The organism is Rhizobium sp. CC1099 (assembly GCF_029714385.1).
Taxonomy (GTDB): Bacteria; Pseudomonadota; Alphaproteobacteria; order Rhizobiales; family Rhizobiaceae; genus Rhizobium.
The window spans coordinates 3,533,884-3,558,668 of the sequence record NZ_CP121641.1; the positions used below are offsets into that span (position 1 = coordinate 3,533,884).

The window sequence follows — 24,785 nt, forward strand, 5'->3', positions numbered from 1 at the left end:
ATCTATACTCGATAAGAGGCTCAAAAAAGCTTGGCTTCCCGCCAAGCCTTTTGTATGCATGGCACGGAGTGGTCCCGTAGCTCAGCAGGATAGAGCATCAGATTCCTAATCTGGGGGTCGCGCGTTCGAATCGCGCCGGGATCACCAAAACATTCCGAGGAAGCCCTCAATGCGGATAGTGCCTCACTGAATGGGCTTGCGAGGGCTGGCGGTGTGTTCCTTCACCACTTCATTTGAACTATCGATTTCCTGAAGCAAGACCTCATAGCCCCAAAGATTGGCGAGATGCTGCAGGACAAGCTTCGTATCGGCCTCCTGAAGAAACCAATCGTTCGTGACATTGTGGCACAAGAGAAGGCGGCGGTCACCGGCAAGATCGACATCGACGATGTCTATTCCCGGGTCGATCCAGCCGATGTCGTATTCGCGGGAAAGCTGACGGCGGATGCGCCGATAGCCGCGTTCGTCGTGGATTGCCGAAACCAGAATTCCTTCTTCCTGCTCAGGGTCGTCGTAAAGATGGAAAAGGCGCAACTGGCGGATCAGGTTGGGGCTCAGGAACTGATTGATGAAGCTCTCGTCCCGATAATCGGCCCAGATGTCACGCAGCACGGACATTGCATCGCCTTGTCCGGCAATGTCCGGGAACCACGCCCTGTCCTCTTCCGTCGGTGCCGTCACGATCCGCTCGATATCCTGCATCATTGCAAAACCCAGCGCATAGGGATTGAAGCCCGAGAAACGACGATCGTCGTAGTTGGGCTGGAACACGACATTGGCATGTGATTTCAGGAATTCGAGGAAGTTTCCGTCGCTGATCTGCCCGCGCTCATGAAGCCTGTTCATGATCCGGTAGTGGACGTAGGTGGCCGTTCCCTCGTTCATCACCTTGGTCTGGCGCTGCGGGTGAAAATACTGCGCGACATGGCGGACGATGCGCAAAATCTCACGCTGCCATGGCTGCAGCAATGGCGCTGATTTTTCGAGGAAGTAGAGGATGTTGTCCTGAGGAAGGCCAAGGGCGAGGCGCCGCTTCTCGAGGCCGACATCGGCTGCCGTGCGCTTCTTGCCGGCGGGAACAGTGCGCCAAAGATCGTTGAACACCCGCTCTTCGTGGACGCGGCGCTCCTGCTCCCGCCGCTCCTCGTCACGAAGGTCGACCTTCGTCTTGCCGGCGTGCCGATGCACGCCATGCGACATCAGCGCGTGCGCGGCATCGAGCGTACGCTCGACCTCGACTTCGCCGTAGCGCTCCTCGCAGCGGGCGATGTAGCTCTTGGCGAAATTGAGGTAGTCGAGGATGCCATCGGCATCCGTCCAGAGCTGGAAGAGATAGTTGTTCTTGAAGAAGTGATTATGTCCGAAAGCGGCGTGCGCGATGACCAAGGTCTGCATCGTCGCCGAGTTTTCCTCCATCAGATAGGAGATGCAGGGCGAACTGTTGATGACGATTTCATAGGCAAGGTCGCGCATGCCGCGACGGTAGAAAGCCTCGTGATGGGCGAAATGCTTGCCGAAGGACCAATGGCGATAGAAGAGCGGCATGCCGGTCGATGAGTAGGCATCCAGCATCTGTTCCGAAGTGATGACCTCGATCTGATTTGGGTAGACATCCAGGCCGAGTTCGCCGAGCGCGATCTCCTCGCAGGCGTCGTGAACGCGCTGGAGCGTTGGAAAATCCCAGTCGGCGCCGTTAAACAGCAATCGCTCCTTTGACATCGACGTGGTCGTCATGGCGCCACCTTCGACTGTGCATCGCGTTTCTGGAAGAGATCGTGGAAGACCGGGAATATTTCGTTGCGCCGGCACACCTTGCGCATGGACAGGGGCACCTGTTCGGCACGGATTCCTTCGTAAAGCGTCCAGAGCGGTGAACGGGACACGGAGGAATCGCTGTCTTCCTCGCCGACCTCGATATAGGCGAAATACTGGCACAGCGGCAAAATTTCATGACGCAGCAGTTGCCCTGTCATGGTGCCGTCCGAATAGGAGTTGTCACCATCGGAAGCCTGGGCGGCATAGATGTTCCACTCTGCCGGATCGAAACGCGCCGCGACAATCGTGCGCATCGCCGCAAGTGCGCTTGATACCAGCGTCCCGCCCGTCGCCGGACCATAGAAGAAGGTTTCCTCGTCGACTTCTTCGGCTTTGTCCGTATGGCGGATGAAGACGATCTCGACCTTCTTGTAGCGCTGCGACAGGAAAAGGTAGAGCAGCAGGTAGAACCGCTTCGCAAGATCCTTCATATGCTCCGACATAGAGCCGGAGACGTCCATCAGGCAGAACATGACGGCCTTCGCCACTGGTTTCGGCTCGCTTTCGAAGCGGCGATAGCGCACATCGAGCGGATCGATATAAGGAATGCGCCGGCTTTTTTCCGTCAACGCTTTGAGTTTAGCCTCAAGAGCCAGGCGCTTCTCGTCGTCTTCGCATTCCCCGATCTCGCGCCGAAGTGCCTCCATCTCCTGGATGCGCGGGCGGCGAAGCGCGATCCGTCGCATCATCGCCATCCGCGTCGTGCGGCCGACAGCAATGTTGGACGGTGAACCGGATACCGAATAACCGGCCCGCACAGGGCTTTCTTCCTCGGTTTCCGTCAGCCGCCGCTTGGCGAGATCGGGCAGTTCGAGATCATCAAGAAAGACGTCGAGGAACTCCTCGCGCGTCAGCACGAAGCGGAAACCATCCTCGCCGTCGCCTTCACCTGCCTCCTTCGGCCTGCCACCGCTCCTGCCAGGCGGCCGCGGGATGATGTCCCCCTCAACGAAGGCTCTGTTTCCCGGCAGAATTTGATCGCTGATGCCGCCCTCGCCCCGGCGGAAACCCGGCTCTGTCAGGCCGTCAATCGGCAGGGTGATTTCGCCACCGTCGAGCACGTCCCGAATATTACGGCTTTGCAGAGAACGTTTCACCGCCTGCTGCACGGCGCTTTTCGCGCGCCGAAGAAACCGTTGACGATTTTCCAAGCTTTTACCGCGCGGATTCAGCCGGCGGTCGACAATGTGCATGATAGCTCCCGCGTGAGCGTTAACTTGCCTGCTTAACGCGCATGTACCATTCCACTAGGCGCCGAACCTGTCTTTCGGTGTAGCCGCGCGTGGTCATGCGCGAAACGAATTCACTGTGTTTCTTTTCGGCTTCGCCGTCCTTCTTCGTGCCGAACGAAATAACTGGTAGCAGGTCCTCGACTTGCGAGAACATGCGTTTCTCGATCACCTCCCTGATCTTTTCATAGCTCGTCCAGGACGGGTTTTTCCCGCTGTTGTTTGCCCGCGACCTCAAGCAGAACTTGACGATTTCGTTGCGGAAGTCCTTCGGGTTGGCGATACCCGCCGGCTTTTCAATCTTCGTCAGCTCCTGATTGAGCAGTTCCCGGTCGAGAAGCTGGCCGGTATCCGGATCCTTGAAGTCCACATCCTCGATCCAGGCATCGGCATAGTCCACGTAGCGATCGAAGAGATTCTGTCCGTAATCGGCATAGGATTCCAGATAGGCTTTCTGAATCTCGTTGCCGATGAACTCCGCATAGCGCGGCGCGAGTTCGGCCTTGATGAACTCCATGTAGCGTTTCTCGGTCTCGTCAGGAAACTGCTCGCGGCGGATCGCCTGTTCCAGAACGTACATCAGATGAACCGGATCGGCCCCCACTTCGCTCGTGTGATGATTAAAGGTCGAAGCGAGCACTTTGAAGGCGAAACGTGTCGATATTCCGTCCATTCCCTCGTCAACGCCGCCCGCATCCCGATATTCCTGGACACTACGGGCGCGCGGATCGGTCTCCTTGAGGCTTTCGCCGTCATAGGTGCGCATCTTGGAAAAATATGTCGAGTTTTCATGCTTTCGCAAGCGCGAAAGCACCGAAAAGCGCGCCAGCATTTTAAGCGTCCCCGGTGCGCAAGGAGCATCCGCGAGTTCCGACCCTTCGATCAGTTTCTCGTAAATCTTCTGCTCCTCGGTGACCCGGAGGCAATACGGCACCTTGATGACGCAGATGCGGTCGATGAAAGCTTCATTGTTCTTGTTCGCCTTGAAACTCTGCCATTCGGCCTCGTTGGAATGCGCAAGAACAATGCCCGAAAAAGGAATGGCGCCGATATTTTCGGTACCAATGTAATTTCCCTCCTGCGTCGCTGTCAGCAGCGGATGCAGCATCTTGATCGGCGCCTTGAACATCTCGACGAATTCCAGCAGGCCCTGGTTGGCGCGGTTGAGCGCGCCGGAATAGCTGTAGGCGTCCGGATCGTTCTGGGAATAGGTCTCAAGCTTGCGGATATCGACCTTGCCCGCCAGCGAAGAAATATCCTGATTGTTCTCGTCGCCCGGCTCGGTCTTGGCGATCGCGATCTGGCGCAACCGCGAAGGCTGCATTCTGACGACGCGGAATTGGGAAATATCGCCACCGAACTCGTCAAGCCGCTTCAGGCACCAAGGGCTCATTAACCCGGTCAGCCGCCGCGTCGGAATGCCGTATTCCTCAAGGAGCAGCGACCCCATTGTGGCTGGATCAAAGAGGCTGAGCGGACTTTCAAAGACCGGACTGACCTCCTCGCCCGCCTTTAGCACAAAGATTGGATGGACTTCCATCAACTGCTTTAATCGTTCAGCTAGCGACGACTTGCCGCCGCCGACCGGACCGAGCAGATAAAGAATCTGCTTGCGCTCCTCGAGCCCCTGGGCGGCATGTGTGAAGAAGGAAACGATACGCTCGATCGTCTCCTCCATGCCGTAAAAGCCAGCGAAGGCCGGGTAGGTCCGGATCGTCCTGTTCATGAAGACCCGGCCGAGGCGCAGATCCTTGGCGGTGTCCAATACCTCCGGTTCGCCTATCGCTGCAAGGAGACGCTCCGTCGCGTTGGCATAGGCAAGCGGCTCCTGCTTGCAGAGCGACAAGTATTCTGTGATGGACATCTCAGTTTCGCGTCGCGTTTCATAGTTACGCGTAAACGCATCGAACACGGATTCATTCAGCATGGGCCCTCCATTCAAGGTTTATGCCACAGGCTCCCGAAATAGCCGTACCACCGCAATGGAAACAACATTTCGTTGAGAATCAATATGTTTCGTGAATTGATTGGACACCTGTCGGCCGTCTATAGCAATGCACAAAAATGTGCATCCACCGGTCGTTTTGGCTCCAATCAAACTAACTATACTATATCCTAATTCGTAAGGCGCCAGTGCGATATCAGCACATTTGAGGACGTGACATGAAGCCGCAAAGGGCTTCTAATGCCGCTGCTGCTGATTCCCGCGCGCGGAAAATCGAAAGATTCCACGCTTGGCCAGTTGCGCTTACGATTTTGATTTTCCCACGAGCCGGCATAAACAGCGCGGGACCGCGAGCCTTACATGCTCCAGCGGACGCTTTTGCTATATTTGCCGAACCAAACATCATACTCCTCATCCGAGCTTGGCGCCCCTTCCGACATGACGAAAGGGGCGCGCAACTTGTCAGGCCGGGGTGAGCGTCATCGACGCGCCGGCCGCTGCAATATTGAGACCGAGCTGGCCTGTTACGCTGAGAGGCTGGAGATGGATCGACCCCGCGGTACCACCGACCAAGACATTCGCACCGACACCGGCGCCAAGCGTGGCTTCAGCCACGGCGCCGACATAAAGGCCACCGAGCGAGCCGCGATGATAGCCGGCAGTCGGCGCGAAGACGGCCCAAATGAGGCGGCTGCGCGTCGTGAAGCCGAGATCCACACCGAGTTTCCTGATATCGCCGGTATAGTGATCGGAAATCTCCTGGCCAACACTCGAAGAAAAAACGCAGTCGGCCTCCTTCGCTGAACCCAGCACGTAGCCGAGGCCTCCACCGACATCGCATGTCAGGAGGCCAATCTTGACCCCACCGCGCACGTCCGGCTCCTGGTAGCCGCGTGCGTCTGGCTCTTGGTAGCGCCGGATCGTGTCTGCTGCGTTTGCAGCCGTCACGCAGGCTTGAGCCAGTGACGCTGCAGCAACTATCATCGCAATGGACTTTTTCATCATGGTCTCCTTACTCAAATTATGGTGATGGCATTGGGTTCAGCCGGCGAAGAACAAACTCTGAAACACATAACGTGCGTCATCGAAGAATGATCCAAGCTGTCTCCACCTATCTGCATGTCATGGCGCCGTGCCTTGGTTGCATGTTGCGGACAGCCAACACTGCTCACATCGCAAACGGACATTTCGAAGGCGCAGCCTAAATCGGCCCGGGTCGGCGTCCTTTTCTCCCAACAAGTGGCGGAAAAGCGACAGCGAGCAAATGGCTCCCGATATCGTCATGGGGAACTTTGAAATAGGGCTGGCGTTGAAGGCGAAACAGGGAGTGTTTCGTCATGCGTACAAAGATGACCATCCTGGCGATTGCTTACGTCGCGATCAGTGGCCTGTTGCTTGCAATCGCTTATCAGTCGTCCGGCCCAGTCACCACAGAAAAGACCGACCGCGCTGGCGGCGCAGACGATGGCTCGGTATTCCTTAGCGAGCGCTTTGCCGGCTGAATCAGCTAAAAGCAATGTGGGCCTCGCTTTCCAGCAGTCCAACTGCGGAGTGCCAATCTTTCGTCTTGGTTTATGGTGCTGCGTGTGCATTCAACCAATCAGGATCCGGTTCCGAACAGAACCTACGCCCTGAACGTCTCGCGCGACGGCCGTCGCGCGTTCGATTTCATCGACAGTACCAACCGAGCCGGTGAGTACGATGTCGTCGCCTTCGGCCGTTACTTCGACGTCCGAAGCGTCGATGCCGCCAGCTGTCGCAAGCGCGCCAGCCACTGCCCTTTCAAGCGATGCATGATCGACCGACACCGCTTCGATTCCAGGCTGCTTCCCGTGGAATGTAGCCTTCTTGAAAACCATGATCGTTCCTCCTTGTTGGATTGCGGAGAAACGCAAAGGCAACCGGCTTTGTTGCAGCCGTCGATCTCGTGATCGCCTACCAGCTTACCCGGTAGTTGACATTGACGCTGGCTGAACGTCCCGATGAAAGCGGATCGGTGACCGAAGCATTGAGATTGAGGTTCGGAAGAACAGTCTGGCTGACGCCGACTGAACTCGAAAAATCCTTGCCGAAATCCGTCACGCTGCTTCCTGCCGAAATTGACGTTCCAGTCCACGGATAGATCAGTTTCAGCGCCTGGGTTGCCGTCACCGACGTCTGACGTGTTTCGACGGCAGCGTAGCCGACGCTGACAGCCCGGTTTGTCTGCAGGTCGAGCGAGTCAGAGAGAATAAAACTGCGCGAGCGGCTCAGCATCAGGGAACCACTGCCGCGCAACGTATCGATCCGGAGGCTTGCATCCTGTTGCGCGTTGCCTGCCGGCGTGACGCTCGCCTTTGTGATCTTTCCCCAAAACGTCGCCTGTTCGGAGCCGGGCTGGATGGCCTCGCCATCGGTCGACGCGAGCGCAAGGTCGGCGCCGGCGCTCGTTTCCCATTCGAAAGGAAGGCGAAAACCCATCGTCGCCTTGTAGGACTGCTCGGAAACCCGCACTGGTGCCCAGATCAAAAGATTGTCCGCCTTGGCCGGAAAGGCCCCCAGAAGGCATACGCCCGACAATAGTATTTTCTTCAACGTTCTCATCAAATCCAATCGCACTCAGCGCGCACCGCGCAAAAACCCGCTGATGCGCTTCCACGCATCCTTTCAACTCCTCCCGATTTGTGAACTGGCCCGGCATCTGATGCCGTTTGCCATGCAGCGCGACATCAGTCGTCGGCGACTGCAGAACAACTGCGGAGTTAAAATCCCGCAGGAATTGTTATAAGGATCACATCCCAAGCTCATCGTGTAAACCACTCAACGGTAGAAAAGTGCTGCACTGCACACTTGCCGCCCATTTCAAAGCCTTGTAGAGCCAGAGGCTAATGGGAAATCTTCGGCAAAAAACCCGCATGACGACCGGCACAAACGCGCCGCGGCGCCTCAGCATCTTTGGTTCAACGGGCTCGATCGGACAAAATACGCTCGATGTCATCCAGCAGCTGGGCGGCCGTGAGAGCTATGAAATTTCCGTGGTGACCGGAAATGAAAATATTGAGCTTCTTGCGCAGCAGGCAAGATCGACCGGCGCCCGGCTCGCAGTCACCGCAAGCGACAGCAAATACAGATCGCTGAAGGCCGAACTCTCGGGCAGCGGTATCGCGGTCGCAGCCGGTGCTCAAGGACTGGCGGAAGCCGCCGACATCGAAGCGGACTGGGTCATGGCCGCCATCGTCGGCACGGCGGGGCTGGTGCCGACACTGGCGGCAGCGCGCAAGGGTGCGGCGATCGCGCTGGCAAACAAGGAGTGCCTTGTTTCAGCAGGCGATCTCTTTGTCGAAGCGGTGCTGAAGGGCGGCGGGCTGTTGATCCCGGTCGATAGCGAGCATAGCGCCATCTTCCAGTCGCTTGACGAAAATCAGCGGCACGCCGTCGAACGGATCATCCTGACGGCATCAGGCGGCCCATTCCGCACCTGGTCGCGCGCCGAGATGGCGAATGTGACTGCGGCAACCGCACGCGCCCATCCGAATTGGTCGATGGGCTTGAAAATCTCCATCGGCAGTGCCTCGATGTTCAACAAGGCACTGGAGATGATCGAGGCTAAGCACCTCTTCAGTGTCCGCCCGGACCAGATCGAGGTGGTCGTGCATCCGCAATCTATCGTCCATTCCATGGTCGGTTATACCGATGGATCCATCATCGCCCAACTCGGCAGCCCGGATATGCGAACGGCGATCGGCTATGCGTTGGAGTATCCGCGCCGACCGAAGCTGAATGTCGAGCGCCTGGATTTCGCAAAGCTCTCTCGTCTGGACTTCGAAGCGCCGGACGAAATGCGTTTCCCCGCTCTCAGACTTGCGCGCACGGCATTGGAGCGAGGCGGCTTGCAGGGGGCGATCATGAATGCTGCTGAGGAAGTGGCCTTTCATGCCTTCGTCGACGAACGGATCGGATTCCTGCAAATGGCCGATATTGTCGAAGCCGTTATGGACAGGATGGCCGGCACGGGCGGCGCGCACACGATGGATGACGTCTTTGCCGCCGACGCTGAAGCCCGCAGGCTTGCTGCCGAACTGGTTGCGCTCAACGAAAAAGCCGCCTGACGGCAAGCCGCCGATTGGCGGTCCTTTCTTCCCGACCAGCGCGACCGCAGGTGCACAATCGCAACGACGAGCGCGGCGACTGCAATGGCACCATGTCGGAAGCGCTGCTGGCCGAATTCGAAACGGCTGTCAATTACGTATGCCGATAGCGGTCATCCGCTATCCGTATCGCCGGAGCCGCAAGGCCAGCAAAGGCGAAACGGAGCGGCCCGTTGCGGTCGGCGTTCCTATCCCACGGCCGGACGGCGACCTCGCGTTGTTCTTCCCGATGACCACGAAGCCAATCGACTTTACGCGACCTGCCTTGCGAGCGCGCAGCGCGACCAGAGGGAATGGAGTGCTGCGACCAGCTGTTCGATGTCGGCATCGGAATGCAGCGGCGTCGGAGTGATGCGCAGCCGTTCAGTTTTCTTCGGCACCGTCGGATAGTTGATCGGCTGGACATAGACGCCGAAATTGTCGAGCAGCAGATCCGAGATCCATTTGCACTTCGCCGCATCGCCGACCAAGACCGGCACGATGTGGCTCGGGTTCGGCATATGCGGGATGCCGCGCTGGTCAAGCAGTGATCTCAGTTTGCGCACCCGGTCCTGATGGCGGGCGCGCTCGAACTGGCTGACTTTCAGGTGCTGGATCGAGGCCACCGCACCGGCAGCAAGTGCCGGCGGCAGCGCCGTCGTGAAGATGAAGCCGGAGGCAAACGAACGGATGAAATCGCACAGCGCCGTTGAGGCGGCGATATAGCCGCCCATGACGCCGAAGGCCTTGCCGAGCGTGCCTTCGATGATGGTCAGCCGGTCCATCAGGCCCTCGCGCTCGGCAATGCCGCCGCCGCGCGGACCATACATGCCGACGGCATGCACTTCGTCGAGATAGGTCATCGCGCCATATTTGTCGGCGAGATCGCAGATCTCCTTGATCGGCGCGATATCGCCATCCATCGAATAGACGGATTCGAAGGCGATCAGCTTCGGCGCCTTCGGATCGGCGGCTGCAAGCTTGGCTTCGAGATCGGCGACGTCGTTGTGCTTCCAGATCACCTTGCCGCATTTCGCATGGCGGATGCCTTCGATCATCGAGGCATGGTTCAGCGCGTCGGAGAAGATGATCAGCCCGGGGATCCTGGCGCCGAGCGTGCCGAGCGACGCCCAGTTGGAGACATAGCCGGAGGTGAATATCAGCGCTGCTTCCTTGCCGTGCAGGTCGGCCAGCTCGCGCTCGAGCAGCACGTGGTAGTGGTTGGTGCCAGAGATATTCCGGGTGCCTCCCGCACCCGCGCCACAGTGGTCGATGGCGTTCTTCATCGCCTCGATCACCTTCGGGTTCTGGCCCATGCCGAGATAGTCGTTGGAACACCAGACGGTGACGTCCTTCTGACCGTCCGCCGTGTGGCGCGTGGCGCGTGGAAAGCTGCCGCGATGACGCTCGAGATCGGCGAAAACCCGATAGCGACCTTCCTTGTGAAGCCCGTCCAGCTCGCTCCTAAAAAATCCTTCGAAATCCATGCATGTGCTCCAGTATCGCGCGACGGTTTTGCTGAGCGGACGATCGCGCGTCAACCCTTACTTCACGCTTTAGCATCAACTGCGGCAAATGGCCCATATTTTTGAATGATTCCAGATAAAAAATTGCGCGAACCTCGCTGATCCGGCGCGCGTTCTTGCACAATTGATGGAGCCGGCAAGCCGGCTCCGCTCGATATGTTAGCCCGCTGCGGCAACGGCGCGCTTCGCCATCACCTTCACCAGATTGGCGCGATATTCCGCGCTGGCATGCAGGTCCGACATCAACGCGGCCGGATCGACATTGACGCTCGTGACCGCATCCGGCGACCAGTTGGCGCCCAGCGCCTGCTCCATCGCAGATTGGCGAAAAACACCGCTGGAGCCCGCACCGGTGACGGCGACGCGCACGCCGCCGGATCCCTTCGCAACGAAGACGCCGGTCATGGCATAGCGGGAAGCCGGATTCGGAAACTTGGCGTAGCCGGCCCTCTCCGGCGCCTCGAAGCTGATCGCTGCGATCAGTTCACCCTCCTCAAGCGCCGTTTCGAAAAGACCGGTGAAGAAATCGTCGGCTGCGATCTCGCGTTTATTCGTGACGATAAGGGCATTCAGCGCCAGCATCGCAGCCGGATAATCGGCAGCAGGATCGTTATTGGCGATTGAACCGCCGATGGTACCCATATGCCGCACATGCGGATCGCCGATCCGTCCGGCGAGTTCGCACAAGGCGGGACAGATTGCGCCGATTGCGGCAGAAGACGCCACTTCCGCATGTGTCAATGCCGCGCCGATCCGCACCTTGCGGCCTTCGACCTGGATACCTTTCATCGACTCAATGTGGCGTAGATCCACCAGATCGCTTGGCGCGGCAAGCCGTTGCTTCATCGTTGCGATCAAAGTCATGCCCCCGGAGACATATTTGCCCTCCGATGCGCCCGTGATCATGCTCACGGCCTCATCGACTGTCGAGGCGCGGTGATAATTCGTCTGATACATGGCCGTTCCTCCTCAGTGGGTTGCTTGCGCAGCCGTCCACACCTTCTGCGGCGTGGCGGGCATCGTCAGCATGTTGTTGCCGATCGCATCCGTGATCGCGTTCATCAGCGCCGGCGGCGAGCCGATCGCGCCCGCCTCGCCGCAGCCCTTGACGCCCAGCGGGTTGCTCGGACATGGGGTGTTTTGATGCGACAGATCGAAGGATGGCAGGTCGTCGGCACGCGGCATGGCGTAATCCATATAGCTCGCGGTCAAAAGCTGGCCACTCTCGTCGTAGTGAACGCCTTCAAGCAGCGCCTGGCCGATGCCTTGGGCAAGGCCACCGTGGACCTGGCCTTCGACAATCATCGGGTTGATGATATTGCCGAAGTCGTCGGCAGCGACGAACTGCACGATCTTCGTCGTGCCCGTTTCGGGATCGACTTCGACCTCGCAGATGTAGCAGCCTGCCGGGAACGTGAAGTTCGACGGATCATAGAAGGCCGTCTCCTTCAGCCCCGGCTCCATCCCGGCAGGCAGATTGTGGGCGGTGTAGGCGGCAAGCGCTACCTGGAACCACGGCAGCGTCTTGTCCGTGCCCGCCACCTTCAGCTCGCCGTTTTCGATCACAATATCGCTCTCATCCGCCTCCATGAGGTGCGCGGCAATCTTTTTCGCCTTGGCCTCGACCTTGTCGAGCGCCTTGGCGACGGCCGACATGCCAACGGCACCAGAGCGCGAACCATAGGTACCCATGCCCATCTGCACCTTGTCGGTATCGCCGTGAACGATGGAAATGCTATCGATCGACACGCCGAGCCGGCCCGCAACGAGCTGTGCGAACGTCGTTTCATGTCCCTGCCCGTGGCTGTGCGACCCGGTCAGGACCTCCACGGTACCGACGGCATTGACCCGCACCTCGGCGGACTCCCAAAGGCCAACACCGGCGCCGAGGGAGCCGACCGCCTGCGACGGAGCAAGCCCGCATGCCTCTATATAGCAACTCATGCCGATGCCGCGCTTCATGCCACGCCGACTAGCCTCCTCCTTGCGCGCGGCAAAGCCGTTCCAATCGGCCGCCTGCATCGCCGCATCGAGCGAAGCTTCATAATCGCCTGCGTCGTAGTTCAAAATGACCGGCGTCTGGTGGGGGAACGAGCGGATGAAATTCTTCCGCCTGAGTTCAGCAGGCGAGATGCCGAGCTCGCGCGCCGCCGTTTCCATGGTCCTCTCAAGGAGATAGGTCGCCTCCGGCCGCCCCGCGCCGCGATAGGCGTCGACAGGCGCGGTGTTGGTATAGACCGTACGCACATTGGCGTGGATTGCCGGTATATCGTACTGGCCGGAAAGCAGCGTCGCGTAGAGGTAGGTCGGCACGCAGGACGAAAACAGCGACATGTAGGCGCCGAGATTGGCGATCGTGTCGACCTTCAGTGCCGTGATGCGATTGTCTGCATCGAAGGCCATCCTGACCTTGGAGACATGATCGCGGCCGTGCGCATCCGTGAGAAAGGCCTCCGTGCGGTCTGCAGTCCATTTCACCGGCACGCCGGTCTTCTTGGATGCCCAGAGACAGACGATCTCCTCCGGATAGATGTAGATCTTGGAGCCGAAGCCGCCGCCGACATCCGGCGCGATGACCCGCAGCTTGTTTTCCGGAGCCACGTTGTAGAAAGCGCTCATGACCAGCCGCGCCAGATGCGGATTCTGGCTGGTGGTGTAGCAGGTATAATGGTCGTCGCCCGCATCGTAGATGCCGAGCGCGGCGCGCGGCTCCATCGCATTGGGGGAGAGACGGTTATTGACGATATCGACCTCGATCACATGTGCTGCTTGCGCAATTGCCTGGTCGGCAGCGGCAGCGTCGCCGATCTCCCAGTCGAAAATCAGATTATTGGCCGCTTCCGGATGGATTTGCGGCGCACCGGGTTCCAGAGCATCGACCGCCTCGATCACAGCCGGCAGTTCCTCGTAGTCGACAACGACCGCTTCTGCCGCGTCGCGCGCTTCGTCGAGCGAGTCCGCTATGACGATCGCAACAGCATCGCCCACATAGCGCACCGTCTCCACCGCCAACGGGCGCCACGCGCCCATTTTCATCGCCGAACCGTCCTTCGAATGGATCATCCAGCCGCAGATGAGGTTGCCGATGCCGTCAGCGAGCAATTGCTTGCCGTCCAGCGCGTCGATGACGCCAGGCATGGCTTTCGCAGCGGAAATATCGATGCTCTTGATTTTGGCATGCGCATGCGGACTGCGAACGAAATAGCCGTATTTCATGCCGGGCACGACCATATCGTCCGTATAGCGGCCCTTGCCGGTTAAGAACCGCTTGTCTTCCTTGCGTGCGACGCGTGCACCAACTCCTTCGACACCCATGATGTCCTCCCAATGGGGTTTTGGCCTGGCCTTCCGCCAAAGAGCATCGTGTGCGGCAGTCAGCCAGACAATTCCGGAAAGATGTTACTCGGCAGCCTGCTTGGCGCCGCCATGCATCTCCGCATTGGCGGAAAGCACGGCCTTGACGATGTTGTGATAACCGGTGCAGCGACAGATGTTGCCTTCGAGCTCCTGGCGAACCGTCTGTTCATCCAGTTGCCCGCCGTGACGATTGATCATGTCGACCGCGGTCATCACCATGCCGGGCGTGCAGAATCCGCACTGGAGCCCGTGATGCTCCTTGAAGGCGGCCTGAACCGGATGAAGTTCGCCATTTGCGGCCAGGCCTTCAATCGTCGTGACCGACGAGCCCGATGCCTGAACGGCGAGGATCGTGCAGCTCTTGACCGACTTGCCGTCCATATGAACGACGCAGGTGCCGCACTGCGTCGTATCGCAGCCCACATGAGTTCCCGTCAGGCCTAGTTTTTCGCGAATGAAATGGACGAGAAGCGTGCGCTCTTCACAGTCGCCGCTCACCGCCCGGCCGTTCACCGTCAGTTTCACCTTCGCCATGATTTTCTCCTCGTGCCTCCTCCAGGCACAGGAACATCATTTGACTTTTTCGCTTGGGGATCAACCGCTACTTTGGGGAGTTCTGCCAAATTTGCTCTACGGACGACTGCATGACTCCTCATGACATCTGAATCGGATTGAAAACAACCGTGATCACAAAAATTTCAGCTGCAAACTGGACGCCATCCTCTTGCGACATAGTTTCAATTGTCAAAAAGACACCGTGAAGGGACAGCGGCTGCCAAGCGGCAGTCAACCTCGGAGAGAATAAATGAAGAAAGCAATTGCATTTGCTCTGATCGGCCTCTCGATCGCGAGCTGCACGCCGACGGAGCGGGGTGCCGGGATCGGTGCGGCATCTGGTGCGGTCATCGGCGGGGTCGCCACAGGCAATGTTCGCGGAGCCGCAGTCGGCGCTGCGATCGGCGGCGTCACAGGTGCCGTCATTGGCAGAGTCTCGGAACAGCCCGGGCAATGCTACTATCGCGACCGCTATGGTCGCCGCTACATCGACGATTGCCCCTGAGACGGAGTGCCAAGGTCCTAAAATCCCGGCTGCAAACCGGGATTTTTCATCTTTCGTGCTAAATTAGCTCGAAAATAGCTTAAATCGGTACACCTCGTGCATTTTTGCCGCTAAGCTGTTAATTGCTGGGCAACGCATGTAATCAAAAGCGGCGGATGCATATCAGAGGGAAGACACCGAAATCGGGTTTTGCGTATCGGCGGGTAGGCACCATGATGGTGATCGCGGCGACGGCTGCGTTTTCACCGGTTCTGACTGGCGAGGCCCATGCATTCAAGCTTTTCGGAATTACCATTTTTGGCGAAGACGAGAATGACAGCGAGCAGGTGCCTGATCCTGTGCGCTACGACGCCAATCTTACAACGAATACCGCCGATCCTGATCTCAAAGAGTCTTTGGAGAATAGTTCGCGTCTGATCGGCGACGAGGAACGCCCCGTTTCCGGCGATCTCGGCATTGTCGTCAAGGCACGCGACGACCGCGACCGCCTGATCGCGGCGCTCTATGAAAATGCGCGCTACGGCGGCGTCGTGACGATCACGATCGACGGAAAGAACATCGACGACCTGCCTCCCAACCCGACCTTCGACCGGTCCAGGCCCGTTCCCGTTCAAGTCGCCATCGAGCCCGGACCGGTCTTCCGGGTCAAGGAAGTGCAGTTCGGCGGCGATGCTGCAAGCCGCAATCCCGCCGATTACGACCTGGCGCCTGGCGAAGTGGCCGGATCGCTGACGATCATTAAGGCCGGGGACAAGATCGTCGAACAGCTGAAGAGCGAGGGCCGACCGCTTGCGAAGCTGACCACACGCCAAGTGGTGGCCGATCACCGCACCAAGACGGTCGATATCGTCATCGCGACGGAAGGCGGTCCGGTAGCCCCGATCGGCAATATCGGCGTCACCGGGCAGAAAGCCGTCAAACCTGCGTTCATCCAGCGTTATTCGCGCCTCGAAAGAGGGGGAGCCTATTCTCCCGAGGCACTCAAGAAGGCTGGCGAACGGTTGCGCGCGCTCGGCGTTTTTTCGAGCGTCACCATTCACGAAGCCGATAGCCTCGCCGCCGATGGTACGTTGCCGATGACGATCGAAGTCTCGGAAGGCAAGCAGCGCTATTTCGGTGTCGGCGCCAATTATTCGACGATAGACGGCATGGGGGTCCAAGGTTATTGGGGACACCGCAACCTTTTCGGCGAAGCGGAATCCCTTCGAATCGAGGGTACCGTTGGCCGCCTCGGCGAAAACGACATCGGAAATCTCGACTACTCGACAGGTATTCTCTTCACCAAACCCGGCGCCTTTTTCCCTGCCGCAACGCTGAAGGCCGGCATTCTCGCAAAGACCGAAAATCCGGATGCCTACAACGCATCCCTGGTCACCGCGTCGCTCGGCCTGTCTTACGAGCTGACGGATCAGGATACCGTCTCGGCGAGCACTGAAATCAGCTATGAAAAGGACGATGACGCCTTCGGCGACAATGAATATCTGACTTTCGCCCTGCCGCTTACTTACGAGCGCGATGCGCGCGACAACAAACTCAACCCCACGGAAGGGTACCGGGCAACGCTTGCAGCGACGCCGAGCTATGAGATGTTCGGCAGCACGATCTTCTCGTCCTTCGAGGGTTCGATAACCGGCTACCAGTCGATCGGCGCGGAAGACAATGTTGTCTTCGCTGGCAAGGTGGCGGCCGGCCTGCTGATTGGCGCAGAATTGCCGGACATTCCCGCAACGAGACGTTTTTTTGCCGGCGGTGGCGGCTCGGTTCGGGGGTATGGCTATCAGGAGATTTCCCCCTACAACGCTGAGGATGAAGCGACGGGCGGCAAATCCTATGTCACCGCCTCGCTGGAAGCGCGCGTCAGGATCACCGAGACCATCGGCATCGTTCCTTTCATCGACGTCGGAACAGTGGGGAGCGAGGAGTTTCCCGATTTTTCCGACATCCGGGCCGGTGCCGGCATCGGAATACGTTACGCCACGCCTTTTGGGCCCCTGCGGCTTGATTTTGCCGTACCGTTGAACAAGTACGAGAATGGCACGAGTTACGGCATCTATGCCGGGATCGGCCAGTCATTCTAGAATGCGATGTTCGCGGATTTCAAACCCGCGAACAATGACGAGAACAGGGTAGTTCCGCCTTCATGCAAGCGCTGACGAAATTCGTGAGTTGGACCATCCGTGTGATCGGCTTTGCGACCGGTGCTGCACTGATCCTTGCCGCGATAGCCATTGCGATCTTCGGCTTCACCTCGTTCGGCTCGCGCATTGTCACGGAGGAAGTCGCGGAAGCCCTTTCGAACCGCGACATGAAAATTGCGGTCCGCGAGCCAAGCGGCCTGCTGACCGGCGGATTACGCGCTGCGGAGATAACGATCTCAGATACGCGCGGGGTATTCGCGCAGATAACCGGTCTCTCGATAGACTGGAACCCGCTGGCGCTGCTCCGCGGCGCATTCCACGCAAGCGAACTCTCCCTCGGCTCGGTCAATATTATCCGAAAGCCGGTGCGTACCATTCCCTCACCACCAGCAAGCGGTGAGGACGAGGGATTCAGCCTGCCGATCAAGATCGATGTCGACAGGATCGCCATCTCGGACATCAATCTGAGCGAGAAATTCGCGGGACGCGCGTTTACTTTAACGGCGCGCGGCAATCTGCAGGCCGACCAGAATGGCGGGAATGCCGTAATCAATATCAGCCGTCACGATGTGCCGGACGCCAAGCTCTCGGCTGATTTGGCGTTCATGCCCGATCAGAACCAGTTGCGGCTGAAGGCGCAGCTATCTGAACCGAAGGGGGGGCTGGTTGCAGCTTTCCTATCGCTGCCGGGCGACCCTTCAGTCGATATCGTCGTCGATGGCGAAGGGCCGGTTTCGGATTGGAACGGCAGGCTTCAAGCCGCCCTGGACGGTCAGCAACGCGCTTCGATCAAAGGACATCATGCGCTCACACAGGACGGCCTGCACCATCTTGATCTCAAGGGCGGCGGCGATCTGAGCACCCTTCTGCCGCCGGCCTTCCGGCCATTGTTTTCCGGCCAGACGAACATCGATGTCTCCGCCACCTTCAACGATAGAGGCAAACTCGACATCCAGACCGGCAACATAGCAACCGGCAGCGTCGTCATTGCGGCATCCGGCGCCCTGGATCGGGCGGGAAACAACAGCCTGAACGTCAACGTGCTCGGTACGTCAGGCCCCGTCGATTTTCGTTGGCCGCTTGCCGATGGCGAAGCCCGTTTCATGGTGACCGGTCTAAACCTCGCCCTCACGGGCGATGCGCAATCGGCACGGCTGAACGCCAGTGCTTCGCTCGATGCCGCAACATTGCCTCAGGCGACGATCGGCAACGTAAAGCTGACGGCAAAGAGCGACGCTTTCAACCTGGCCAAGCGTTCCGGTGCCGTTCAATTGCGCATGGTTGCCGGTGATACGACGTTCCTGAACCCGGATGTCAATCGGGCAGTACGAGGTCCTGTAACGCTTGCCGCGCCGCTCCAAATCTCCGCCGATGGCGTAGGCTTCAACGGGACGACATTTGAAAGCGCCAATGCAAGCGGCACCGTCAACGGCACCTACAAGCTTACCGACAACACGCTGACGGGAAATGCGAAGCTTACAGTTCAACCCGCGGCACTGCCGCCTGCTATCGCATCGCGCTTCGATACGCCGATCTCGATCGATACACAGATCGCCGGAACCATTCCGTCCAAGATCAACCTCTCGGATCTCGTCGTCAAATCCGGAACGATCGAAACTGCCGGCTCCGTGGTGCTTGACGGCGAAAGCCTCACCGCCAGCCTTTCCGGGCGGCTGCCGGATGTAAGGAAGCTTCTGGAAACTGCCGAAGGCGAGGCGAGCTATACGGTCAATGCTAGCGGCCCGCTGACAGCCCTGGCGATAAAGGCAAATCTGAAGGCCGCAACTCTTCGCACCGCTGGCCGCACGCTTGGTGACCTGGACGTCAACATTTCCGGCGCGGCTGATCCTGACGCACCGCAAGGTACCATCAATGCCAAGGTCACGATCGACGGCCAACCGATTTCCATCGTTGCCGACGCACAGTTCAAAGGCGGCGTCATCAACGTTCCGTCTTTCAGTGCGGACGTCGGCAGCAACCGGCTGCGAGGCAATGTCCAACTGTCTTCACGCTTCGAGCCGACCGGAGCGCTCACCTTCGATTTTCCGGACATCGGCCTGCTAGCCGCACTCGGCGGGCAGAGAGCCCAAGGCGATCTCAAGGGTGCGCTCGACATCGCCAACGACAATGGCAAGATCGCGCTAAAGGTGACGGCCGCAGGAAATGGCTTGCAGCGCGACACGTTTTCGATCGTGAGACCGGACATCGCTATCACCGTCACCGATCTCAAAGCCCTTTCCGCCAACGGCATCGTCAAGGCCGGCGAGATGTCGGCAGGCGCCAACAAGCTCGCTGAACCGGTGCTGAACTTCGTGCAGCAACAGAACCGCACGAAGTTCGATCTTAACGCTGCCTACGACGATAATCCGGTGCTTGCCGAAGGCGATCTTGAAACAAAAGCAGGCGCGACGACGATCCGGCTCGATCGATTTTCAGGCAAACCACGCAACATTCCGGTTGAGCTCTCCCAACCCGCCGAAATCGCGATTGCGAACGGCCAGGCCGCGTTGAGCGGCCTCACGGTCAAGACCGGAAGCGGTTCCGTGGCGGTGACCGGCTCGGCGGGCGAGACGCTCGACATCAATGCGGTCATCAGCGACCTGCCCGCAAGCCTCGCCAACGGTTTCGTTCCCAAGCTGAATGCCGAAGGTGCCATCTCCGGCACGGTATCGGTCAAGGGAACGCCGGCGACGCCGATTGCGGATTTCAAGCTCGACTGGAAGAATGCCGCAACTAGCCACACCAAGAGCGCGCATCTTGCGCCGTTCGGCGTCGCCGCGACCGGAAAATTCGCCGATAACAAGCTCGACTTCGACGCAAGTGTCGATGGTTCCGAGGGACTGTCCTTGAAATCCCGCGGAAATGTTGTTGTGGCCGGAACGGACGGACAAAGCCTGAAAATCGATGCCGATGTCGTCAACCTTCCGGCGCGCATCGCCAACGGCTTCGTTCCGGATCTTGCCGCCGAAGGCGCGATAACCGGGACCGTATCCGCTTCTGGGAGGCTCTCCGCACCGGCCGTCGATTTCGATCTTGATTGGAAGGACGCAGCCACAAGCCAGACCAAGGGTGCCGGATTGAAAGCGCTCGGGCTGAGCGCCACTGGCAAATTTGCCGATAACAAGCTCGACTTCGATACGAACCTATCGGGCCCAGCCGAAATGGGTCTCAAGGCAAACGGCAATGTCGTGATTGCCGGCACGGCGGTCCAAAACCTCGACGTCAATGCCAATCTCAACAATGTCCCGGCAAACATTGCAAATAGCTTCGTGCCCGGACTTGTTGCCGAAGGAACGATCTCTGGAACTGCCAAGGCATCGGGAACGCCGACTGCGCCGGCCGTCGATTTCGATCTCGACTGGAAAGACGCAGCCACGAGCCAGACGAAACAGGCAAAGCTTGCTCCGTTCGGCCTGAGCGCCACCGGCAAACTCGCAGATAACAAGCTCGACTTCGATGCAGATCTGACCGGGGCAGCCAACACGGGACTGAGCGCGGACGGGAGCATTGTTATCGCCGGCACGGCGGTCCAAAGTCTCGACGTGAATGCCAATCTCAACAATGTCCCGGCAAGCATTGCAAACAGCTTCGTGCCCGTACTTGCCGCCGAAGGAACGATCTCTGGAACTGCCAAGGCATCGGGAACGCCGACTGCGCCGGCCGTCGATTTCGACCTCGACTGGAAAGACGCAGCCACGAGCCAGACGAAACAGGCAAAGCTTGCTCCGTTCGGCCTGAGCGCCACCGGCAAACTCGCAGATAACAAGCTCGACTTCGATGCAGATCTGACCGGGGCAGCCAACACGGGACTGAGCGCGGACGGGAATATTGTTATCGCCGGCACGGCGGTCCAAAGTCTCGACGTGAATGCCAATCTCAACAATGTCCCGGCAAGCATTGCAAACAGCTTCGTGCCCGTACTTGCCGCGGAGGGCACGATCTCCGGAACTGCCAAGGCATCGGGAACACTTGCTGCGCCGGCCGTCGATTTCGACCTCGACTGGAAAGACGCAGCCACGAGCCAGACCAAGGGTGCCGGATTGAAAGCGCTCGGGCTGAGCGCCACTGGCAAATTTGCCGATAACAAGCTCGACTTCGATACGAACCTATCGGGCCCAGCCGAAATGGGTCTCAAGGCAAACGGCAATGTCGTGATTGCCGGCACGGCGGTCCAAAACCTCGACGTCAATGCCAATCTCAACAATGTCCCGGCAAACATTGCAAATAGCTTCGTGCCCGGACTTGCTGCCGAAGGAACGATCTCTGGAACTGCCAAGGCATCGGGAACGCCGACTGCGCCGGCCGTCGATTTCGATCTCGACTGGAAAGACGCAGCCACGAGCCAGACGAAACAGGCAAAGCTTGCTCCGTTCGGCCTGAGCGCCACCGGCAAACTCGCAGATAACAAGCTCGACTTCGATGCAGATCTGACCGGGGCAGCCAACACGGGACTGAGCGCGGACGGGAGCATTGTTATCGCCGGCACGGCGGTCCAAAGTCTCGACGTGAATGCCAATCTCAACAATGTCCCGGCAAACATTGCAAACAGCTTCGTGCCCGGACTTGCCGCGGAGGGCACGATCTCTGGAACTGCCAAGGCATCGGGAACGCCGACTGCGCCGGCCGTCGATTTCGACCTCGACTGGAAAGACGCAGCCACGAGCCAGACCAAGGGTGCCGGATTGAAAGCGCTCGGGCTGAGCGCCACTGGCAAATTTGCCGATAACAAGCTCGACTTCGATACAAGTGCGAATGCCGCCGATGGCGTGGCTTTGAAAGCGGCGGGTAAGGTCGTTGTTGCTGAAAAGACTATTCAGAGCTTGGAGATTGACGCGAACGTCACCAACGTTCCAGCAAGCATCGCAAACGGCTTCGTCCCGGGCCTGGCTGCCGGGGGTACCGTTTCGGGAACGGTGACAGCCTCTGGGACGCTCTCCTCACCTGCCGTTGATTTCAGACTCGATTGGAAGGACTTGGCGACAAGTCAGACGAAGGGCGCCAAGCTGTCGTCGCTGAACCTCAGCGCGACCGGAAAGTTTGCCGACAACAAGCTCGATTTCGACGCGAATGCGAGCGGTGCTGACGGAGCTTCGTTGAAAGCTATCGGCAATGTCGCAATTGCCGGCAAGACAGTCGAGAGCCTGAAGGTGGACGCCGACATTGCCGATCTACCGGCAGGCATCGCCAACAATTTCGTGCCAGGCCTTGCGGCAGAAGGTGTCCTTTCTGGCACGGTTGTGGCTGAGGGAAGCCTTGCTTCCCCGACAGCCGATTTCAAACTCAACTGGAAGAACGCGGCAACCAGCCACACCAAGAAGGCAGGACTGTCCCAGCTCGCGGTGAACGCGACCGGCAAGCTTGCGAACAACAGGCTCGACTTCGATGCTAACATGAACGGCGCTGACAACGTCACGCTGAAAGCCGGCGGCAATGTCATGATAGAGGGCACAGTCGTCAAGAGCCTCAAGGTGGACGCCAATATCTCCAATCTTCCGGCGAGCGTGGCAAACGGTTTCGTACCGGGCCTCGCCGCCGAAGGAACGATCTCCGGAACCGCATCGGTTTCGGGGCCGCTTTCCGCTCCGAAGGTTGATTTCAAGCTCAACTGGAAGAATGCGGCGACCAGCCAAACCAAAGGCGCCGGGCTCTCGCCTTTCGCAATCACCGCGAACGGCGAGCTCGCCGATAACACACTCACCATCGATACCGACCTTACCGGCGACAGCGGCCTTTCGATGAAGGGTGGCGGCACCGTTGCGATCACCGGCAGTCGGGCCCTCAACCTGCAATTCCGCGGCAACCTCCCCTTTGCCATCTTGGCTGCACAGTTGGCGCAACAGGGCTTTGTCGCGGACGGTACCGCCGACATAGACCTCCGTATCACCGGCACGGCCGCCGGCCCCGTCATCAACGGGTCTATCGCGACCAGCGGCGCCAAGCTGGTCGATGTCCGCAGGAACCTTGCGCTCGACAATGTCGTCGCCAACATCACCATGAATGGCGAGCAGGCCACCATTTCCCGCCTAAGCGGCAATTTCGCGAGCGGCGGCAGCGTTACGGCGAGCGGTACGGTCGGGATCCGGCCGGGCAGCGGCTATCCGGTAAACATCGAGGTTAGGCTGGACAGGGCAGTCTATGTTGACGGAACGCTTGTCGTCGCGACGGTCGATGGCAATCTCGGTCTGCGGGGTCCGCTTCTCACCAACCCGGTGCTGAGCGGCAGGTTGAACGTCGAAAAAGCATCGATCACCGTGCCGGACAAGCTGCCGACTTCACTGCGCGAAATCAACATTAAGCACGTGAATGCACCACCTGCGGTGCGTGCCCAGCTGCGCGACGAAAACGCGCAGAAGGCCGGCGAGAAATCAACGACGCTCGCGCTCGACCTGCAGATTAGCGCGCCGTCGAAAATCTTCGTCCGCGGCCGCGGCATCGATTCGGAACTTGGAGGCAGTGTCACGATCAGAGGAACGGCGGCAACGCCCGTCGTTTCCGGCGGCTTCACCATGCGTCGCGGACGCTTGACCATGCTTAATCGCCGCCTGAACTTCACCGACAAGAGCCGCATTACGTTTGCTGGCGACTTGACGCCGGCGCTCGATATGGAAGCGAGCTCCACTTCGGGAACGACGACGCTCACCGTCGATGTCACGGGACTTGCGACAGATCCCTCGATCACCTTCTCGTCCTCGCCGACCTTGCCGCAGGATGAAGTGCTGGCGCAGCTCATATTCGGCCAATCGATGTCGAAGCTCTCGCCGGTCCAGATCGCGCAGCTCGCCGATGCGGTGAGCCAGCTGGCGGGTGGACGTTCGACCTCGCTTTTCGAGGGGCTCCGCAACCAACTTGGTGTCGACGACCTCAACATCAGCACCGACGAGAAGGGGCAGACAAGTGTCAGCGTCGGCCGCTATCTGAACGAGCGCACCTATTTCGAGTTGCAGCAAGGCGGCGAAGCAGGCGCCAAGGCAGTCATCAATCTCGATGTCGGGCGTGGCGTGAAATTACGTGGTGCTGCGGGTGGAAATGGCGCCGGCGAAGCCGGCATCGTCTACGAACATGAATACTAGAATCCGGACTTCCGGGTTTTCAGCAGGATACTGGTTTCAGTCGAATTGATGCCGTTGATGAGCCGGATACGGCGGAGCGTCTCATCGAAGGAGACGAGATCGCGATCCTCAAGCTCCGCGACGAAATCCCATTTGCCGTTGGTGCTATGCAGCGCGCGTACCTGCGGGAGACCGCGCAACTGATCGGCTACTCGGTCGGCGAGCTTGCCGAGTACCTCGATCATGACGATGGCACGAACGCCGGCGGCGCGCGTTTCATGGCCGGTCCGGATGGTAAAAGCGGCAATGGTGCCGCTTGCAACAAGCCGGTCGATACGGGCGGCAACGGTCGCGCGCGACGCGCCAGTCATCGCGGCGAGAGAGGATACCGGCGTTCTAGCATTATGGCGAAGCGCGCTTAGAAGTTCTTGATCAAGGTCGTCCATGGCGATCACTTTGTCGAAACACACTTAGCAAAGTGCATAATCGGATTTCATTTCTGACACTTTTCCATCTTTTTGCCGTCACGTCGATATCCGAATATGCGCTAATCCAATTTC

At 59.1% G+C, this 24,785-nt stretch carries 17 protein-coding genes and 1 tRNA gene; 7 read left to right on the plus strand and 11 right to left on the minus strand.

Annotated elements, in window-relative coordinates:
* Positions 1-70 precede the first annotated feature (70 nt).
* Positions 71-147: transfer RNA gene (locus tag QA644_RS17680), tRNA-Arg, on the plus strand.
* Positions 148-183: 36 nt separating this feature from the next.
* On the opposite strand, the gene QA644_RS17685 is transcribed toward QA644_RS17680, so the two are convergent.
* From QA644_RS17685 to QA644_RS17700, 4 genes are all read right to left on the minus strand, one after another.
* Positions 184-1,734: a SpoVR family protein gene (locus QA644_RS17685; protein WP_283069774.1), complete on the minus strand. Its 1,551-nt coding sequence runs from the start codon at positions 1,732-1,734 to the stop codon at positions 184-186.
* Complete coding sequence (locus QA644_RS17690; RefSeq protein WP_039846312.1) at positions 1,731-3,008, minus strand: YeaH/YhbH family protein; 1,278 nt, start codon at positions 3,006-3,008, stop codon at positions 1,731-1,733. The genes QA644_RS17685 and QA644_RS17690 overlap by 4 nt, the downstream gene beginning before the upstream one ends.
* Positions 3,009-3,027: 19 nt before the next feature.
* Positions 3,028-4,971, minus strand: coding sequence for a PrkA family serine protein kinase (locus QA644_RS17695; protein ID WP_074069869.1), 1,944 nt, complete (start codon positions 4,969-4,971; stop codon positions 3,028-3,030).
* Positions 4,972-5,451: 480 nt separating this feature from the next.
* Positions 5,452-5,991: a DUF992 domain-containing protein gene (locus QA644_RS17700; RefSeq protein WP_194730247.1), complete on the minus strand. Its 540-nt coding sequence runs from the start codon at positions 5,989-5,991 to the stop codon at positions 5,452-5,454.
* Positions 5,992-6,326: 335 nt separating this feature from the next.
* Here QA644_RS17700 and QA644_RS17705 point away from each other — a divergent pair, with 335 nt between their 5' ends.
* Positions 6,327-6,491: a hypothetical protein gene (locus QA644_RS17705; RefSeq protein WP_194728349.1), complete on the plus strand. Its 165-nt coding sequence runs from the start codon at positions 6,327-6,329 to the stop codon at positions 6,489-6,491.
* A 90-nt stretch (positions 6,492-6,581) separates the two neighbouring features.
* Here the strand turns inward: QA644_RS17705 and QA644_RS17710 are convergent, their stop codons facing one another.
* Both QA644_RS17710 and QA644_RS17715 read right to left on the minus strand, forming a co-directional pair.
* On the minus strand, positions 6,582-6,848 hold the full coding sequence (locus QA644_RS17710) for a BON domain-containing protein (protein WP_239596660.1): 267 nt from the start codon (positions 6,846-6,848) through the stop codon (positions 6,582-6,584).
* A gap of 76 nt (positions 6,849-6,924) precedes the next feature.
* Positions 6,925-7,572, minus strand: a complete 648-nt coding sequence (locus tag QA644_RS17715; protein WP_283069777.1) for a hypothetical protein — start codon at positions 7,570-7,572, stop codon at positions 6,925-6,927.
* Here QA644_RS17715 and QA644_RS17720 point away from each other — a divergent pair.
* Positions 7,511-7,756: a hypothetical protein gene (locus tag QA644_RS17720; RefSeq protein WP_283072459.1), complete on the plus strand. Its 246-nt coding sequence runs from the start codon at positions 7,511-7,513 to the stop codon at positions 7,754-7,756. The genes QA644_RS17715 and QA644_RS17720 overlap by 62 nt on opposite strands.
* 127 nt (positions 7,757-7,883) lie before the next feature.
* Positions 7,884-9,077, plus strand: coding sequence for a 1-deoxy-D-xylulose-5-phosphate reductoisomerase (dxr, locus tag QA644_RS17725; protein WP_074069873.1), 1,194 nt, complete (start codon positions 7,884-7,886; stop codon positions 9,075-9,077).
* A gap of 290 nt (positions 9,078-9,367) precedes the next feature.
* On the opposite strand, the gene hemA is transcribed toward dxr, so the two are convergent.
* The 4 genes from hemA to QA644_RS17745 form a co-directional block, all read right to left on the minus strand.
* Positions 9,368-10,582, minus strand: coding sequence for a 5-aminolevulinate synthase (gene hemA, locus QA644_RS17730; protein WP_074069874.1), 1,215 nt, complete (start codon positions 10,580-10,582; stop codon positions 9,368-9,370).
* 198 nt (positions 10,583-10,780) lie between these two features.
* The gene (locus QA644_RS17735; RefSeq protein WP_283069778.1) at positions 10,781-11,578 is read right to left on the minus strand and encodes a xanthine dehydrogenase family protein subunit M; all 798 of its coding nucleotides are present in this window, start codon (positions 11,576-11,578) and stop codon (positions 10,781-10,783) included.
* A gap of 12 nt (positions 11,579-11,590) precedes the next feature.
* Positions 11,591-13,936 carry a xanthine dehydrogenase family protein molybdopterin-binding subunit gene (locus tag QA644_RS17740; protein ID WP_283069779.1) on the minus strand — a complete coding sequence of 782 codons (2,346 nt, stop codon included), beginning with the start codon at positions 13,934-13,936 and terminating at the stop codon, positions 11,591-11,593.
* A gap of 84 nt (positions 13,937-14,020) precedes the next feature.
* Entirely contained in the window at positions 14,021-14,512 is a 492-nt protein-coding gene (locus QA644_RS17745) for a (2Fe-2S)-binding protein (RefSeq protein ID WP_074069877.1), read from the minus strand.
* A gap of 271 nt (positions 14,513-14,783) precedes the next feature.
* Between QA644_RS17745 and QA644_RS17750 the strand changes: the two genes are divergently transcribed.
* The 3 genes from QA644_RS17750 to QA644_RS17760 all read left to right on the plus strand — a co-directional run bounded on the left by QA644_RS17750 (position 14,784) and on the right by QA644_RS17760 (position 24,246).
* The gene (locus tag QA644_RS17750; RefSeq protein WP_074069878.1) at positions 14,784-15,038 is read left to right on the plus strand and encodes a YMGG-like glycine zipper-containing protein; all 255 of its coding nucleotides are present in this window, start codon (positions 14,784-14,786) and stop codon (positions 15,036-15,038) included.
* 155 nt (positions 15,039-15,193) lie between these two features.
* Positions 15,194-17,116 (plus strand): autotransporter assembly complex family protein, encoded by a 1,923-nt coding sequence (locus QA644_RS17755; protein WP_283069783.1) that lies wholly within the window; start codon positions 15,194-15,196, stop codon positions 17,114-17,116.
* Between the two features lie 62 nt (positions 17,117-17,178).
* Positions 17,179-24,246, plus strand: coding sequence for a translocation/assembly module TamB domain-containing protein (locus QA644_RS17760; RefSeq protein ID WP_283069785.1), 7,068 nt, complete (start codon positions 17,179-17,181; stop codon positions 24,244-24,246).
* Here QA644_RS17760 and QA644_RS17765 read toward each other — a convergent pair.
* On the minus strand, positions 24,243-24,671 hold the full coding sequence (locus tag QA644_RS17765; RefSeq protein ID WP_074069881.1) for an Lrp/AsnC family transcriptional regulator: 429 nt from the start codon (positions 24,669-24,671) through the stop codon (positions 24,243-24,245). The genes QA644_RS17760 and QA644_RS17765 overlap by 4 nt on opposite strands.
* Positions 24,672-24,785: the final 114 nt, after the last annotated feature.